Source organism: Gardnerella sp. KA01001 (genome assembly GCF_049244025.1).
Lineage (GTDB): Bacteria > Actinomycetota > Actinomycetes > Actinomycetales > Bifidobacteriaceae > Bifidobacterium > Bifidobacterium swidsinskii.
In genome coordinates this window covers 387,648-403,875 of the sequence record NZ_CP058366.1, presented here as the reverse complement: position 1 = coordinate 403,875, position 16,228 = coordinate 387,648, and the positions used below count along the sequence as shown (strand labels likewise).

Sequence of the window (16,228 nt, the reverse complement as noted above, 5' to 3'; positions counted from 1 at the left end):
CAAGTATGATGCAGAAAAATAACAATAATCACAGCGGATTATCGGTTTTCACTAGAAATTCCGCTACTATTTTTACACTATTACTCGCAGTTGTTATTCCGTGCTTAGGAAAAGCACTACTAGTTACTAGTAAAGAGCGCACTTATGAATCATCCATAGTTTCTTGGTTCCACAAGAGTGTTCCCTCTGTAATTCTCAGTATTTCAAAAATATTAGCTTTAGTTTTTTCAACTAAGGGTTGCATAGCAATACTTGTTTTATTAGCAGCGCTTTCATTATTTATAAATAAAAATTGGAAGATGACAATAATTCAACTTTTAATTTCGCTTCTTCCTATGATTTACATTTTTGCAGTTAAATTTGCTGTAAATCGTCCGCGTCCGTACATTGGTTTGAATATTAAATTACCAACTGATCCAAGTTTCCCAAGTGGACACACTTCAGCAGCTGTAGCAGTTTGCGTTATGGCAATGTTGATTCTTTACATCAATAAACCATCATCAATTCAATTTGGATTACTTTTTAGCGCAATTCTTGTTGTTATAGTTGCTGTTTCACGTATTATTGTCGCTGCTCATTTCCCTACGGATGTATTAGCTGCAGCAATTATATATCCACTACTTTCTGTTACAATTTTGCGCTCGTTCCAGCGACATAATTTATATATTGACAACAGAAATAATGACAAATCTACTTACGAAGAACAAATATTAGATTCTAACTCACAATCTAATATTCAATAATATATAAAAGGAAGAAAATACTAATGATAAAAGGATTTAAAAAATTTATTTTACGAGGCAGCGTAATCGACATGGCTGTCGGTGTTGTTATGGGTAGTGCAGTAACTTCAGTAGTAACAACGATAGTTAATTATATTATTAATCCTCTTATTGCAATGATTTTTGGAAAGCCAGAACTTAATGGTGTTCTAACTATTAGTATGAATGGTGCAACAATTTCTTTTGGCGCAGTAATTGGAGCATTATTGAATTTCCTTATTGTTGCTACAGCAGTTTATTTCTGCATTGTTTTACCTATTAATAAATTGCGTGAAATTGGTGCAGATTTGTTGCAAATTGAACATGAAAAAACTGAAGAAGAAAAAAGAAAAGAGCGTGAAGAAAAAACTATTCAACTGTTACAAGATATTCGTGACGAACTAGTAAAACGTTAATTTCTTATTTTTCTTATAAAAAATTCCCACTGCTTCGTAGTAAACAGTGGGAATTTTATTATCCAAAGCTAAATTATTCACACTATCAGTCGTCACCTAAAGTAATGTGAATTCCTCCAACTAATGAACCAACAACGTTATATAGAAGAGCAATTATTGCAGATAATACGGTTATTATAATTATTTCTACAATTGAAAAAATAGTCACAGTACTTAATACTGTTGGGAGTGAGAACACATCTGCAAGATTAAAACCGTTACTATCCAAACCAGTAGAAGAAACAATCTGCGTTACTTGATCAAATACACCAATCATATTCAAGAACAACCACACTAAACCTGCAGCAATAACTTGAATAATTCCTCCTGCAACGCTTAAAAGGAATGTTACTTTTGCTACAGACCATGCATCTACTCTTACTAAAGAAAGACTCATACGACGAGCACGCGGAACACGTCCCGATTTTGTTGCATTTGATTTATTGGAAATAGATGAAGCAGCACCACCAATTGTACGACGATACGTATTGGAACTACCACTAACACGTCCAGAAGATGATGAATTTTTAACAATATTTCCTAAAGAAGAATTACCAGATATTTCATCAAAATTATTTTCTTCACTTGAATAATTAACTTCCTTAGAAGGAACCATTTTTTCTGCAGATAATTCTGTGTCATTAGACAAAAATCTTGCAGATTCCTCATTCATATTCATCGGATTTTGCGATGGCTCAAAATTTTCGCTCATCTCAGTGTTCCTTCTCTTATTAATTTGCCTATAATCAGTGTCATTATACCAATGAGAGTACCAATAAAAACAGACTAGAACAGTTTTTATTAGTACTCTCAAATTTTTGTGGAATAATATTATTAATATTATTCCACATAAGAAGTTTCTTAAGCTTCCTCATTTTCTGAAGTAGCTTCTTTTTCTTCTAATTGATTTTCTTCGTCATCCGTTTCTTCATTACGGGCAATAGAAATAATTTCATCGCCTTTATCCGGCTTAGCTAAGGTTACGCCTTGAGTTGTTCTACCAGTGCGCTTCACTTCATTAACGTCAGAACGAATTACCTTACCGGACTTCATAATTGCCATTACTTGATCTGTTTCTTCAACAATCAAAGCTCCAACTAATGAACCACGACCCTCTGCAAGTTGAACAGCTTTAACACCGTAGCCGTTTCTTCCTTGCAAACGATACTCTTCAATAGCAGTTCGCTTAGCAAAACCTTCATTAGTAACAACAAGAAGATCTTTACTAGTTTCTGCCGCAACAACGTCCATATCGAGTAATTCGTCACCTTCACGGAATCTCATACCCTGAACGCCGGCAGTCTGACGACCCATTGGTCGAAGTTGTTCATCATCTGCTCTAAACTTCAAACTCATTCCAAGCTTAGAAACAAGAATAATGTCATCTTCTGAATTGCACAAAGCTGCACCAATAAGCTCGTCGACAGGTTCACCTGTTTCTTCATTTGCCATCAAACGTACAGCAATCAAACCGCCTTGACGTGGAGAATCATACTCTTGCAATGCAGTTTTCTTAACTTTCCCGGAACGAGTTGCCAATACCAAGTATTTAGCAACATCATAATTTGGAATTGATAACACTGCTTGAATTGTTTCTCCAGGAGTAAATTGCAACAAATTAGCAACATGCTGACCTTTAGAATCGCGAGATCCTTCTGGAAGTTCGTAGGCTTTCAGACGATAAACTCGACCACGATTAGTAAAGAAGAGCAACCAATTGTGTGTAGAAGTTAAGAAGAAGTGATCAACTACATCATCTTCACGAAGCTTTGCACCCTTAATGCCTTTACCACCGCGGTGTTGAGCACGATACTCGTCTGCCTTAGTACGCTTAATATAACCTGCGCGAGTTACTGTTACAACAACGTTTTCTTCAGCAATAAGATCTTCAACATTCATTTCACCAGAGAATGGAAGAATCTTAGTTCTGCGATCATCACCATATTTTGCAACAATTTCATCAAGTTCATCGCCAACAATTTTGCGCTGACGTTCTGGGCTTGCCAAAATATCGTTGTAATCAGCAATTTTAATCATCAAATCTTCATGCTCGTCGAGAATCTTCTGACGTTCCAAAGCTGCAAGTCTACGAAGTTGCATTGCAAGAATGGCATCCGCTTGAACTTCATCAACATCAAGCAAATTCATTAAACCAGTACGAGCAGTTTCAACATCTTTAGATGAACGAATTAAAGCCACAACTTCATCAATCATATCCAAAGCTTTCAAATAGCCTTGCAAAATATGATCTCGCTCTTCAGCTTCACGCTTTAAGTAACGTGTACGCCTATCAATTACTTCAAGCTGATGAGTTACCCAATGACGAATAAACGCATCCAAACTCAAAGTTCTAGGAACGCCATCAACCAAAGCAAGCATATTTGCGCCGAAAGTTTGCTGCAATTGCGAATGCTTATACAAATTATTTAAAACAACTTTTGGAACAGCATCACGCTTAAGAACAAGAACCAAACGCTGACCAGTACGACCAGACGTTTCGTCGCGCATATCTGCAATACCTTGAATTTTGCCATCTCGTACAGCTTCACGAATAGAAGCAGCTAAGCGATCAGGATTAACTTGGTATGGAAGCTCGGTAACAACCAAGCACATGCGTCCCTTAATTTCCTCAGTATTAACTACTGCTCGCATTGTAATTAAGCCGCGACCTGTGCGGTACGCTTGCTCAATTCCCTTGTGACCTAAGATTGTTGCTCCAGTAGGGAAATCAGGTCCTTTAATTCGCTGAATTAAAGCTTCAAGAAGTTCTTCTTTGCTTGCATCAGGATGATCCAACGCCCAGTGCACACCATCAGCCACTTCACGCATATTATGAGGTGGAATATTGGTTGCCATACCAACAGCAATACCAGCAGAACCATTAACTAAAAGATTCGGGAAACGAGCTGGCAAAACCGTAGGCTCTTGAGTTTTACCATCATAATTTGGCAGGAAATCAACGGTATCTTTATCGATATCTCGTACCATTTCCATAGCCAACGGTGCCATACGACATTCCGTATAACGCATTGCTGCTGCAGGATCATCACCAGGAGAACCAAAGTTTCCTTGACCATCAACAAGCATATAGCGCATTGACCAAGACTGAGCCATACGCACTAAAGTGTCATAGATAGCAGAATCACCATGAGGGTGATACTTACCCATAACATCACCGACAACGCGAGAACACTTGTTATATCCGCGATCAGGCCTGTATCCTCCATCATACATTGCATAAATAACACGACGGTGAACAGGTTTTAAACCATCACGAACATCTGGTAAAGCACGCTCAACAATAACAGATAATGCGTAAGCTAAATAAGATTCGCGCATTTCCTGCTGCAAATCCATGTTCTTTACGCGAGCACCCTTCATTAAGCCATAATCAGTATTATCTGCTTCCTGAGGGCTCTGTGGTTCCATAGAACCATCTGGAAGCTGATCTCGCTCAGCACCATCACGAGCGGAATTTATTTCGTCTACCACTTCAATTCCTTCTTAATCTTATAAAAATTAAAGTTTTTTCTTTTTATCTTTTCGAATAAATTAATACTTTTAAGCGTCAATAAACCTTGCATCATGAGCATTTCTTTGAATAAAGAGTCTACGAGGCTCTACTTCATCGCCCATAAGCATGGAGAATGTTTCATCAGCTCGAGCAGCATCTTCAATATGAATTTGCTTCAAAATACGATGCTCAGGATCCATTGTTGTTTCCCACAACTCCTGATAACTCATTTCACCCAAGCCCTTGTATCGCTGAATACCTTCACCTTTAGGAAGTTGACGACCAGCAGCTTTACCTTCTGCCAAAACTCTGTCTCGCTCAGCATCCGTATAAACAAAATCATGTGCTCCCTTGCTCCACTTCAAACGGTACAAAGGTGGCATAGCAACATAAACGTATCCTGCAGTAATCATAGGACGCATATAGCGGAAAAATAATGTCAAATTCAAAGTAGCAATATGAGCACCGTCGACATCAGCATCAGCCATAATAATGACTTTGTGATATCGAACCTTGCTTAAATCGAAGTCTTCTCCATAACCACCACCAACAGCAGTAATTAAGGATTCAATAGTTTCAGACTTCATCATTCTGTCGATTGAAGCGCGTTCAGTATTCAAAATCTTACCACGCAAAGGCAAAATTGCTTGCGTAATAGGATCGCGACCTTGAATTGCTGAGCCACCTGCAGAATCACCCTCGACTATGAATAATTCACATTCTTCAGGATTACTTGACTGGCAATCCTTCAACTTATCTGGCATTCCAGCAGTTTCAAAAATAGACTTGCGACGAGTATTTTCGCGAGCTTTTTTAGCAGCAAGTCGAGCACGAGAAGCTTCTATAGCTTTTTGAATAATATTTTTTGCTTCATTTGGATGAGCATCAAACCAATCTCCAAGCTTTTCAGTCATGACTCTTTGCACAAAAGTCTTAGCTTCAGAATTGCCAAGCTTTGTTTTAGTCTGACCTTCAAACTGTGGAGTTGTAAGCTTTACTGAAACAACTGCTGTTAAGCCTTCGCGAACGTCATCACCAGAAAGATTAGTATCTTTCTCTTTCAAAATATTCTTTTCGCGAGCATAACGATTAACTAAAGTAGTAAGCGCTGCACGGAATCCTTCTTCGTGAGTACCGCCTTCAGTAGTCGAAATAGTATTAGCAAAAGTGTGAACTGCTTCAGAATAAGCAACAGTCCATTGCATAGCAATTTCCGCAGAAATACCAATTTCAAGATCTTCAGCCTCAAAGTCAATAACATCTGGCTCTACTGGAACAGCTTTTCGAGATTTAACTAAGTAATCAACATAGTCTTTAATACCATGCTCATACTGGTAGCTTACGCTTCTATGCTTTTCTTCACTAGAAGATTCGGAATCACCTGCAACTTCATCTCCAGCTTCATCTGGCTTACGTAAATCAGTTAAAGAAATCTTCAAACCCTTATTTAAGAAAGCCATCTGCTGGAAGCGAGAACGCAAGGTTTCAAAATCATAAACTGTTGTTTCAAAAATTGTTCCGTCTGGCCAGAAAGTCACAGAAGTTCCAGTAGATTCTCCTTCTGTCATTGGCTCACCTTTTGCCAAAGGAGCAGTTGGATGCTGATCAACATAAGTTTGAGTCCAGTGGAATCCTTGACGACGAACTTCAATTTCTACACGAGTAGAAAGTGCATTAACAACAGAAATACCTACACCATGTAAACCACCAGAAACAGCATAACCGCCGCCACCAAACTTACCGCCAGCGTGAAGCTTAGTCATAACTGTTTCAACACCAGAAACACCTTCGCCTGGCACTTCATCTACTGGAATACCTCGACCATCATCGACAACACGAATAGCATTATCAGGCAAAATTGTTACTTCAATATGCGAAGCATATCCTGCCAAAGCTTCATCAACAGAATTATCAACAATCTCATAAACCAAATGATGCAATCCACGAGGACCAGTAGAACCAATATACATGCCTGGTCTAATACGAACTGCCTCTAATCCTTCTAGAACACGAAGGTCACTCGCATCATAATGTTCAGGAGCAAGTGAATCATCGAGTTGAGCATCATCGAGTTTATGCTCTTCGACGGCATTATCCATCGAATTATCTTCCGTGTTTGCCACTTTAGGTCCCTTCACAAATTGCCTCATATTAAAAGGCATTTATAGAGCCAACATATGCCAGAAAGCACATAAAAGGGGATTCTAGCGTTTTAGCCATAATACATGACATTCTACACACATACTATGACCTCTCTTCAGAAATAGGCATTTTTACTATTTTTAAAAAATATAATAATATTATTAAAATTTATTTCTTAAAAATCCTAATCCACTCGTTGTTGGACCAATAACTTTAATTTCTTTTATTTCAATATTTTCAAGGTTATTATTAATTTTTTCTTTTAATTGTGGAATTAAATAAGAAAGTTGAGTTGCCCAAACTGTTGATTGAGCACGAACAATAAGCACGCCATTTACAACTTGACTTATTTCACAATGTTTTGCAATACTTTCCCCTACTACTTTATGCCAAGAAGAACGTAATTTTGCTATAGAAAGTTGACTATTCCAATTACTTTCAGAAGCAAAATTTTTTAAAATACCACAGAATGATTTAGGATCTCTACCAGGTTTTCCAAAATTTTCCCAAGCTTGTTCTGCATTTTTTTCACGATTATTTTCGCGTTCAGCTTTTCTATTAATAGGATCAAAAATAATTGCAGGTAATTTTCGAGTATCAATTTTTAAAAGAATATTAACAGGAATCATTATTTTTCCTCCTGCTTATTTTTTCTTTGTTCTATTACATCAAGCAAAATATTATTATGCTCTTCACTGAAATTATTAATTTCATTATTTTTTTCTAATAGTTTTCCAATATTTATAAGATTTGTTTTTTTAATATATTCTTTATTAGGAATGTCGCTAAGAGAAGAAGTAGTAATAAAAACTTGACCTTGATTAAGTGCAAAATTTAATATTCTTATACGCCTGTTTTCATCAAGTTGTGCAAATACATCATCAAGAATAACAATAGGTTTATCATTATTTTTTTCTTCTAATGCCTTGCATAATGCCATTTTTGAAGCTATTGCAATTGTCCAAGATTCACCATTCGAAGCAAAATCTTTAGCAGAAATATTATTAATAGCAAAGTCAATATCATCACGATGAGGGCCAATAAGATTGCATCCTCTAGCTAGCTCTCCATCATAAATACGTTGAAAATGCTCACTTATTTTAGAAAAAAGCTCGTTTTTATCTTCAATATTTTCATCACTCTTTTTTTCAAATAATACTTCTTCAAAAGAAGGAACATATATTATTTCCGTATTTTCTTCATTAGTAAAAGATTTAATTATATTTTTGAAATATTTATTAATAATTTGCACAGTTTCTTGGCGTGCTTTTGTTAAGTTAATACCACTTTCAATAAATTTACCAGTCCAAATTTCTAATCCGGATAATGAAACTGTCTGATTTTTGTATGAAAAATCTCTAATATTTTTTAGTAATGCAGCACGCTGTTTAGAAATATGTTTAAATTCTTGCAATAATTGCACATAATTTGGTATTAACAAAGATCCAGCTTGATCGATAAAAGTACGTCTAACATTAGGATCACCAATTATAAGAAATTGGTCTCTTGGAGTAAAAGAAACTATTGGCAATAATCCAACAATGTCTTTAACATATAATGCTTTACCAGAATTTATATGTGCTCTATTAGAACCTTTTACATAAAGATCTATTTCATAAGTTGTTTGATTTAAATTACTTTCTAAAGATGCAATATTACTTAAGCCAGTATTTGTTTCATCTTTTTTATAATTTATATCATTATTAATGGTATTTATTCTTATTATTGATTTTTCATAGCCTTTTTTAATAAGAGGCAATGTTGAAGATGTTCTGTGACTTATTCCAGTACCAGTAACTTCTAATGCTTCTACAATATTGGTTTTCCCTAAACCATTATTGCCATATATAACATTTATTCCAGGGTTGAAATCACAAATTATATGGTTCCAAGAACGAAATGTATCAAGGGCAATTCGCGAAATATACATTGCTTAATTACCCTTTCTTAATAGTTTTAAAAGAAAAATGCGATATTACATTGTACATCAAAAAATAATCTAAAATACAATGCAATATCGCAACAATATTAATTATTAAAACGCATAGGAACAAGCAAATAGCGATAATCTGTTGATTCATCACCATCTGATTCCTGCTGACCATTAAATTCAACAGGTTTTACAGCTGTTGCCATTTTCATATGCACAAATGGCTCTGGAATAGCTCCTAACCCTTCAAGTAAGTAGTTCGGATTAAAGGCAACAGTTATGTCTTCTCCATCCATATCGATATCAAGTACTTCTTTTGCTTGTGATTCGTCAGCAGTACCAGCACTCAAAGTTAACTCCTGATTTGAAAAAATCATTCGAATAGGAGCATTTCTTTCGGCGACTAAAGATACTCGCTTAATTGCATTTATCAATAATTGTTTATTAATAATTGCGTGAATAGGATATTCATCTACGAATAGTCGATCTACAGAAGGGAATTCTCCATCAATTATTTGTGAAGTACTTGTACGACCGGAATTTTCAAAACCTAAAAGTGACTTATCTTCCTCATTAAAATGGATAATAACATTTTGATGATCGTCGAGAGAATGAGCAATATCTCTTAGTAATGACCCACGAGTAAGAGTGGTCGAATGAATGTCATTATGTTCTGGTGTCCACTTAAAAGTAGATCTAGATAGACGGAATCTATCAGTAGAAGTCATAGTAACGGTGTCATCTTCAAATTGGATCCTAATTCCAGTTAGAACCGGTCTATTTTCTTCTCTAGATGTAGAAACAGATGCTTGATTTACAGCTTGAATAAATGTTGGTGCATCAACCTGACCTAATTTATGAGGCAGTTCAGGCAAGTCAGGATACTCTCCAAGAGGCATAAGTTGTAGAGTAAATGTTGATTTTCCGGAAGTAATAGTCAAAGTATTATTTTCAGATTTTAGATAAGTTTTTTCTGCAGGAAGAGACTTAGTAATATCTGCCATCAATTTGCCTAGAATAAGTATGCTTCCCTCTTCGTCAACACCAGCTTCAATGTGATGGCAGCTAGAAATTTGATAGTTGAATGCAGAAAGCTGCAATGTGCCATTTGCTGCTTCAATTTTTAAGCCTGCAAGAATAGGGTTTGCAGGGCGTGAGTCAATTACGCGTGTAGTCCAAGCTACAGCATCAGCAAATGATGCAGAGTTGACTTCTACTTTCATGCTTCCTCTTTTCTGTAAAGTCTGCATTTATTCTACAGTATGAGGGTGTCTACAAAAAATATTTTTCAATGTTTGCATTGCTTTTGCAATTGTTATTTTTCTTATTAACTAAGTAGTAAATAAAAGTAGTAATAAAGACTGTGTATATGTGGAAAAGTGCTTAAAAACCGCTTTTAAAAAGACTTATTAACAATTAAAAGATGTGGATAACACAAGAACAACAATGTGTATAAGTGGGGAACTTATCCACAACTTTTTCTATTTTTTAGAGTTTCCACATTTTTAAATGCCTTATAAACAACTTAATAACATTTTTACGCGGCGTTTTCCACGAGTTATGCTCAGCTTTTACCCACACTTGTTATTAAGTATGTGGATAACTTTTTATAAACTTTTAAACATTTATTCATGAATATGTGGAAAATAAGTTTAATTTCTACGCTCAACAGGATTTTGTTTTAAACGAACAGTTAATTCCATAACGTAGTTATAAATTTCTTGCTTTTCTTGCATCTCGCCACTTACTCGAGTATAAGCATGCATAACTGTAGTATGATCCCTACCGCCAAAAACTTCGCCAATATCAACCAAACTCATGCTTGTCATTTCTCTTGCAAGATACATTGCAATTTGACGAGCGAGTGCAACATTCTTTGTGCGCTGACGACCAACAAGTTCATCAAAAGTCATGTGGAAATACTGAGCTACTTGACTAATGATGTCAGTTGGCCTTACTTCAATATCTGTAGCAAAGAAATCTTGTAATGCTTGTTCAGCTAAAGCTTTACTAACAGGCTGATTACTTAAAGATGCTACAGCAGTAACGCGTGTCAATGCACCTTCAAGTTCACGAATATTTTCTGTAAAACGTTCAGCAATTAAATCAAGTACGTCACTTGGAACATTACAGTGATTCATTGATGCCATCATTCTCAGAATTGCAATACGCGTCTCCAAATCTGGCGGTTTAATATCAACCGTAAGACCTGATTCAAATCTGGAAATTAAGCGTGCTTCAAATCCCTTAAGATTTTTTGGCGCAACATCTGAAGCTATAACTATTCGCTTATTTGCTTGATATAAAGAATTAAAAGTATGGAAGAATTGTTCAAGTGTTGCTTCTTTTCCACCAAGGAACTGAATATCGTCAATAAGAAGAACATCTACTTCACGATATCGCCTATTAAAATCAGCGATTTGACCTTGACTTTGATTTGGTGTTTGAAGAGCTTCAATAAATTCATTAGTGAATTCCTCACTTGTTACATAACGCACTTTAAGTGAAGAATCTTTTACTAAAGCATAATTGCCAATTGCATTAAGCAAGTGAGTTTTGCCAAGACCGGAGCCACCATAAATACATAAAGGATTAAAATCTCTGCCGGAACCCTCTGCGACTGCCAAAGCTACAGTTCTTGCAAAACGATTTGAATCGCCAGGCACAAAAGTATCAAAAGTTGCGCACGTATTTAAATGTGTAATTGCATCGCGTTGAACAGAGACAGGCATTTTTTGCTGTGCAGCCTGTTCAGTAGAAATATCAGTTTGTTGAAGAGTAGATATTCCAGTTGCATGATCAAAATCTGGTTGTACAGGAGATGAATTATTTGCTGTAACCGATGACAAATTATTAGATGATGAAACTGAAATATTATCAACAGGCAAAACTGTATTATCAGTTACTATTTTATTTTTATTTAAATTCGCATTGTTCTGTGCTTGATGAGATAAAGAATTTGAAGAATTTTGTGCAGCTTTTTCCTGATATTCAGATTGAGGGACGATCCTAAAAGCAGGAAACATATCTTTACCAGTGCAAATTTTTAATGCTGTAAGTAGAGGAGAATTTAATTCATTTTGCAAAGCTTGTTGCGTTTCAGCATTGGATACGCACAAAACAATGGTCGTTCCAAAGATTGCTTCTGGTTTAACACCTTCAAACCAACCTTTATCGCGCGCAGTTAAAAGGGCGTTATGCTGTAAAACAGTAAGCGTATTAGACCATACCAAAGCAGCTTGCGATGTAGAATCGCCTAATGTATCAGCCATTTCACCCCCAAACTTGCATTTAGCACATGTAATAATGCTGATTCTGTTTACGCGCGCACGTGTGTAATAAGTATCAGTAAGATATGTTTACTCTGACCCTACGAAGTTATCCACAGTCTAGCGTGTTGAAATTGTTTAATTGTGAATAACATGTGTGTAATTTGTGGATAAGTTTAAAGCTGAGATTTGGCTATTTTTCAACGATTTTGCGTGTACAATAAATTGTAATAGAAATGTGAATAAATCATTTTTATTTATATCTGACAATGTTGATTCTTTAATAAGAAAATGTGGAGTTTTGAGCATTGGTGAGGGGTAATAGTATTTTGGTATAGCTTGACTCATACGGGGCCATGCTTTTGCGTGGCTGAATACAGGAGCATTAGTTATGAAGAGGACATTTCAGCCGAATAATCGTCGTCGTCACATGAAGCACGGCTTCCGCGTTCGCATGCGTACGCGTGCAGGTCGCGCAGTAATTAATCGTCGTCGTGCCAAGGGCCGCAAGTCACTGTCTGCCTGAGTTAAGGTAGCGTCGTAAGGCATGGAAAGGCTGAAAAGCCACCGTGATTTTGTTGCGGTGCTAAAAAAACGGCGCAAGGTGAGTTCTCGGGATATCGTCGCGCATTACATTATGCGTGACGATATAGCCGTGCAGAGCACACTTAACGAAGATAGAAGTGCAAGTTTAGATTATATTGCCACGGGTTTTGAAAGTGATACTCCCGCGGCATTTTCTGATACCTTCTTACATGATCAAAAATTTGAACATGTAAAGAGGCTAGGTCTTGCTGTATCTAAATCAGTGGGGAAAGCTGTAGTTCGCAATAAGGTAAAAAGACGTCTGCGAGTAATCGCAAAAAATTATGAATCTTTATTACCTGCAGGTTGTGATGTGGTGCTAAGAGCAAAACCTTCTGCAGCTCAATCTTCATTTGATTCGTTACAATGCCAGATACAAAAGCTTTTTGGCAAAATTAGTGCAGATTTATGTTCTACACAAAATTGCAAAATGCATGAGAATAATCAGAATCAAGGATAATTGAAATATATTATTTTGAGTAAATGGTGGTTATTGTTATGCGTAGTAAAAAAAGTTTAAGTTCTAAGTTTGTAATTAGTGCAATTAGATGGTATCAGCGCACGATTTCTGCAAATAGACCAGCTTGCTGTAGATACTATCCTACGTGTTCGCGTTATGCTATTGAAGCAATTGCTAGGTATGGCACGTTTAAAGGTGGTATTCTTGCATTATTACGCCTTCTACGCTGTAGACCTTGGACAAGCTGCAGTATTGATGATGTACCCCGCAAATATTCGATTTTTTACAGATGTGCTTGGTCTAAAGCACATGAAGAGCCACGGCTAACTCCCTTGGCTGAAGAAGACAAGGAAAACTAATGTTTAATCAAGATAACTTCATACTTGATAATGGATTCTTGGGATGGTTTTATAAAATCTTGACGCCAGTTGAGTGGCTCATGACTCAAATTATGTCATTATTCCATAAGTTATTAACTCTTCTGGGAATGAATGAAGTTGGCTTCTCTTGGGTTTTTTCCATCGTATTCTTGGTATTAGTTGTGCATGCGTGCATTTTCCCTGCATTTATTAAAAGCATTAAAGGCATGCGCAAAATGCAAGCTATTGCGCCTAAGATTAAGAAAATACAGCAAAAATATAAAGGCAAAAATGATCCTGCAAGTAAAGAAGCTATGCAGCGTGAAATGATGAAGCTTTATCAAGATAACAAAGCCAATCCTGCTGGTTCGTGCCTACCTATGATGATTCAGGGTCCTGCGTTTATGAGTATTTGGTATACGCTTTCCGTTATTCCTTTTATTGCTCGTGGTAAGCATGCAGCTCTTGGTGCCTTTGATATTGCAACAGCACAGCAATTCATTAAAACTCGCGTATTTGGGGTTGGTGTTGCAGATACTTTTATGACAACTGCTGGCGCAGGTAAAATTGTCATAGTTATATTTGTTGTACTTATGTGTGCTGCAATGTGGTACATGCAATTCAATAATATTCGTAAGAATCTTCCGCCTGAGTCTAAGCAGGGTAGCCAATATACTGTACAAAAGCTCATGATGTGGGGATTCCCGTTGATTTACGTTTTCTCTGCGTTTGCTATGCCATTTGCAATGTTGGTTTACTGGTTAGTAAACAATGTTATAAATATGTTGCGTTCAATTTGGCAGGTTTACGCATTCCCAACTCCTGGATCTCCTGCAGCTGAAGAAAAAGAAAAGCGTGACTATCAAAAAGAAACTGCTTGTCGTGAGCGCGAAGGGTTGCCTTCTATTGAAGAAGAGAATCTTCAAAAAGCTCGTGAAGAAGCTGAGCGTAGAGAGATTGAGGGATTCCAGCGCAAACAGCCACAACGTAAACGTAAGGTGGCAAAGCGCTAGTATTTAGATACATTTTGCGGATATATAAAGTCATTTTTATGACTTGAAAATAAGTTAGTAACTTGGCTTTATTATCCGCTAAACTAGACTTCAGGAATTTGTAAAACGTGAATTTTCTCACGATAAGGAGTAATTAATGGTACAAGATGAGAAGAGGACGGTTGATCAACTCAATGAAGAAGCTGATATTGCCGCAGATTATTTAGAAGGCTTACTCGATATTGCTGATTATGAGGGTGATATTGAGATGGGTGTGCGCAATAATCGCCCAATGATTCAGATTGTTGCAGATGATGACACTGATATTAAGAATTTAATTGGTCGCAATGGTGAGGTTGTCGATGCCTTGCAGCAATTGAGTCGTCTTGCTGTTCAACAAAAAACTGGTGATCGTTCGCATCTTATAGTTGATGTAGATGGATTCTTAAAGCGTAAGCGCCAGCATTTGCGCGATATTGCGTTAGATGCTGTTGATGAGGTGCGTGAAACTGGTGAACCTGTGAATTTGAAGCCAATGAATTCTTTTGAGCGTAAAGTTGTGCATGATACTGTACGTGATGAAGGTTTGCGCTCCCGTTCACATGGGGAAGAACCACGCCGCTATGTAACTGTTTACATGCCTTCAGTTGCTTCTGAAGATGAGAATATTGATGAAATTGACGATGTAGAAGGCGAATATTCTGAAGAATAATTAATTTTTATTTAATTGTTTCTTTTCGAAGGAAAAGAGAAATAAAATGAAAAGTAACACAATGGAACAAAAAATGTTTTGTTGTGTTACTTTTTATTTATTTTTTATATTGCTTTTATTTGTTTTGGGGAAAATATGGAAGCTAATTTAGATAAAAAATACGAGGAAAATACACAAAAAATAGCGGACGAATTGGAAGGATCCCCGTTGCTGAACGAGGTTTTAGGTGAAGCATTAGAAAAGTGTAAGCTGTTTCACGTGAAACTTCAGCAAGAAGGATTAATAAGAGGTCTTATCGGTCCTAGAGATATGAATATTCTCTGGGAAAGGCATATATTAAATTCTGCAGCAGTTGTTCCTTTTATTAAAGAAGCAATAGTTGGTAGAAAAAATAAAAGAGTTGCAGATGTAGGTAGCGGCGGAGGTTTTCCTGGTCTAGTTTTAGCTGCGTGCTTACCTGATTATGACGTTACTTTGATTGAACCTATGGAGCGTCGTGTTGATTGGTTGCGTGAGTGCGTTGCTCTTATGAAATTAAAAAATGTTACTATATTTCACGGCAGATCAGATGAAGTTATTGACAAAGTTAAGTCACATGAAATTCCAGCGTTTGATGTAGTAACATGCAGGGCTGTAGCTCCTATGACGAAATTAGCTGGATGGACTATTCCTCTATTGAATAAGCACGGGAAATTAATAGCATTAAAGGGTAAATCTGCTCAAGCAGAAGTAGAAAAAGCTGTAAAAATGATTCGAAAAGCCGGTGGAATAGATACTCATGTTTTTGAGGCACCTGTTGCATCTGGCTTACAACCAACTACAGTTGTAATAGTAAATAAAGCCTAATTTTTTAATTAAAATTTGTGTTTGCGCAAGTTTTCGTTTAGTATGATGCAATTTTATTTGCGATGTTCTTGCGTATCGTCTATGAGTTTTGACTGGTGTTTTCTGAAAACGGTCTGATGAGCCTCGAAAGTTCTTGTTTGGCGTGGCGTGAGTTTTAGCTGGTGTTTGGCTGGCGGGTTTCTTTGTGTGGCTGTGTGAGATAG

Annotated in this window: 15 protein-coding genes; 8 read left to right on the top strand and 7 right to left on the bottom strand. The window is 36.7% G+C overall.

Annotation, left to right across the window (positions count from 1 at the left end):
• Positions 1–5 precede the first annotated feature (5 nt).
• On the top strand, positions 6–743 hold the full coding sequence (locus tag HXT59_RS01845) for a phosphatase PAP2 family protein (protein WP_103013748.1): 738 nt from the start codon (positions 6–8) through the stop codon (positions 741–743).
• A gap of 23 nt (positions 744–766) precedes the next feature.
• Positions 767–1,177 carry a large conductance mechanosensitive channel protein MscL gene (gene mscL / locus HXT59_RS01840; RefSeq protein ID WP_012913695.1) on the top strand — a complete coding sequence of 137 codons (411 nt, stop codon included), beginning with the start codon at positions 767–769 and terminating at the stop codon, positions 1,175–1,177.
• A gap of 85 nt (positions 1,178–1,262) precedes the next feature.
• Here the strand turns inward: mscL and HXT59_RS01835 are convergent, their stop codons facing one another.
• The 7 genes from HXT59_RS01835 to dnaA all read right to left on the bottom strand — a co-directional run bounded on the left by HXT59_RS01835 (position 1,263) and on the right by dnaA (position 12,074).
• Complete coding sequence (locus tag HXT59_RS01835; RefSeq protein WP_369827461.1) at positions 1,263–1,832, bottom strand: DUF3566 domain-containing protein; 570 nt, start codon at positions 1,830–1,832, stop codon at positions 1,263–1,265.
• Between the two features lie 245 nt (positions 1,833–2,077).
• Positions 2,078–4,708: a DNA gyrase subunit A gene (gene gyrA / locus HXT59_RS01830; RefSeq protein WP_102703287.1), complete on the bottom strand. Its 2,631-nt coding sequence runs from the start codon at positions 4,706–4,708 to the stop codon at positions 2,078–2,080.
• A gap of 69 nt (positions 4,709–4,777) precedes the next feature.
• Entirely contained in the window at positions 4,778–6,853 is a 2,076-nt protein-coding gene (gyrB, locus tag HXT59_RS01825) for a DNA topoisomerase (ATP-hydrolyzing) subunit B (RefSeq protein ID WP_102703288.1), read from the bottom strand.
• A 180-nt stretch (positions 6,854–7,033) separates the two neighbouring features.
• On the bottom strand, positions 7,034–7,501 hold the full coding sequence (locus HXT59_RS01820; RefSeq protein ID WP_004109579.1) for a DUF721 domain-containing protein: 468 nt from the start codon (positions 7,499–7,501) through the stop codon (positions 7,034–7,036).
• Positions 7,501–8,802, bottom strand: coding sequence for a DNA replication/repair protein RecF (gene recF / locus HXT59_RS01815; protein WP_012913698.1), 1,302 nt, complete (start codon positions 8,800–8,802; stop codon positions 7,501–7,503). Before recF ends, HXT59_RS01820 begins: the two co-directional genes overlap by 1 nt.
• 98 nt (positions 8,803–8,900) lie before the next feature.
• The gene (gene dnaN, locus HXT59_RS01810) at positions 8,901–10,025 is read right to left on the bottom strand and encodes a DNA polymerase III subunit beta (RefSeq protein WP_012913699.1); all 1,125 of its coding nucleotides are present in this window, start codon (positions 10,023–10,025) and stop codon (positions 8,901–8,903) included.
• Positions 10,026–10,454: 429 nt separating this feature from the next.
• Positions 10,455–12,074: a chromosomal replication initiator protein DnaA gene (gene dnaA / locus HXT59_RS01805; protein ID WP_004109588.1), complete on the bottom strand. Its 1,620-nt coding sequence runs from the start codon at positions 12,072–12,074 to the stop codon at positions 10,455–10,457.
• 388 nt (positions 12,075–12,462) lie between these two features.
• Here dnaA and rpmH point away from each other — a divergent pair, with 388 nt between their 5' ends.
• The 6 genes from rpmH (at position 12,463) to rsmG (ending at position 16,025) form a co-directional block, all read left to right on the top strand.
• Positions 12,463–12,597 (top strand): 50S ribosomal protein L34, encoded by a 135-nt coding sequence (gene rpmH / locus HXT59_RS01800; RefSeq protein ID WP_004106067.1) that lies wholly within the window; start codon positions 12,463–12,465, stop codon positions 12,595–12,597.
• A gap of 21 nt (positions 12,598–12,618) precedes the next feature.
• A complete protein-coding gene (gene rnpA, locus HXT59_RS01795; RefSeq protein WP_033888537.1) occupies positions 12,619–13,116 on the top strand; it encodes a ribonuclease P protein component in 498 nt (165 codons plus the stop codon).
• Positions 13,117–13,154: 38 nt separating this feature from the next.
• A complete protein-coding gene (gene yidD, locus HXT59_RS01790; RefSeq protein WP_076003119.1) occupies positions 13,155–13,475 on the top strand; it encodes a membrane protein insertion efficiency factor YidD in 321 nt (106 codons plus the stop codon).
• Positions 13,475–14,488 carry a membrane protein insertase YidC gene (gene yidC, locus HXT59_RS01785; RefSeq protein WP_421783980.1) on the top strand — a complete coding sequence of 338 codons (1,014 nt, stop codon included), beginning with the start codon at positions 13,475–13,477 and terminating at the stop codon, positions 14,486–14,488. The genes yidD and yidC overlap by 1 nt, the downstream gene beginning before the upstream one ends.
• Before the next feature lie 136 nt (positions 14,489–14,624).
• Positions 14,625–15,179 (top strand): protein jag, encoded by a 555-nt coding sequence (locus HXT59_RS01780; RefSeq protein WP_004109601.1) that lies wholly within the window; start codon positions 14,625–14,627, stop codon positions 15,177–15,179.
• A 135-nt stretch (positions 15,180–15,314) separates the two neighbouring features.
• Positions 15,315–16,025, top strand: coding sequence for a 16S rRNA (guanine(527)-N(7))-methyltransferase RsmG (gene rsmG / locus HXT59_RS01775; protein ID WP_004109604.1), 711 nt, complete (start codon positions 15,315–15,317; stop codon positions 16,023–16,025).
• Positions 16,026–16,228: the final 203 nt, after the last annotated feature.

What these genes read in the sequence shown, in the direction of transcription:
- HXT59_RS01835 (WP_369827461.1), bottom strand. Translation starts at nt 1,832, where the DNA reads ATGGTTCCTTCTAAGGAAGTTAATTATTCAAGTGAAGAAAATAATTTT.
- HXT59_RS01845 (WP_103013748.1), top strand. Translation starts at nt 6, where the DNA reads ATGATGCAGAAAAATAACAATAATCACAGCGGATTATCGGTTTTCACT.
- HXT59_RS01780 (WP_004109601.1), top strand. Translation starts at nt 14,625, where the DNA reads ATGGTACAAGATGAGAAGAGGACGGTTGATCAACTCAATGAAGAAGCT.
- rpmH (WP_004106067.1), top strand. Translation starts at nt 12,463, where the DNA reads ATGAAGAGGACATTTCAGCCGAATAATCGTCGTCGTCACATGAAGCAC.
- yidD (WP_076003119.1), top strand. Translation starts at nt 13,155, where the DNA reads ATGCGTAGTAAAAAAAGTTTAAGTTCTAAGTTTGTAATTAGTGCAATT.
- rnpA (WP_033888537.1), top strand. Translation starts at nt 12,619, where the DNA reads ATGGAAAGGCTGAAAAGCCACCGTGATTTTGTTGCGGTGCTAAAAAAA.
- dnaA (WP_004109588.1), bottom strand. Translation starts at nt 12,074, where the DNA reads ATGGCTGATACATTAGGCGATTCTACATCGCAAGCTGCTTTGGTATGG.
- HXT59_RS01820 (WP_004109579.1), bottom strand. Translation starts at nt 7,501, where the DNA reads ATGATTCCTGTTAATATTCTTTTAAAAATTGATACTCGAAAATTACCT.
- yidC (WP_421783980.1), top strand. Translation starts at nt 13,475, where the DNA reads ATGTTTAATCAAGATAACTTCATACTTGATAATGGATTCTTGGGATGG.
- dnaN (WP_012913699.1), bottom strand. Translation starts at nt 10,025, where the DNA reads ATGAAAGTAGAAGTCAACTCTGCATCATTTGCTGATGCTGTAGCTTGG.
- rsmG (WP_004109604.1), top strand. Translation starts at nt 15,315, where the DNA reads ATGGAAGCTAATTTAGATAAAAAATACGAGGAAAATACACAAAAAATA.
- mscL (WP_012913695.1), top strand. Translation starts at nt 767, where the DNA reads ATGATAAAAGGATTTAAAAAATTTATTTTACGAGGCAGCGTAATCGAC.
- recF (WP_012913698.1), bottom strand. Translation starts at nt 8,802, where the DNA reads ATGTATATTTCGCGAATTGCCCTTGATACATTTCGTTCTTGGAACCAT.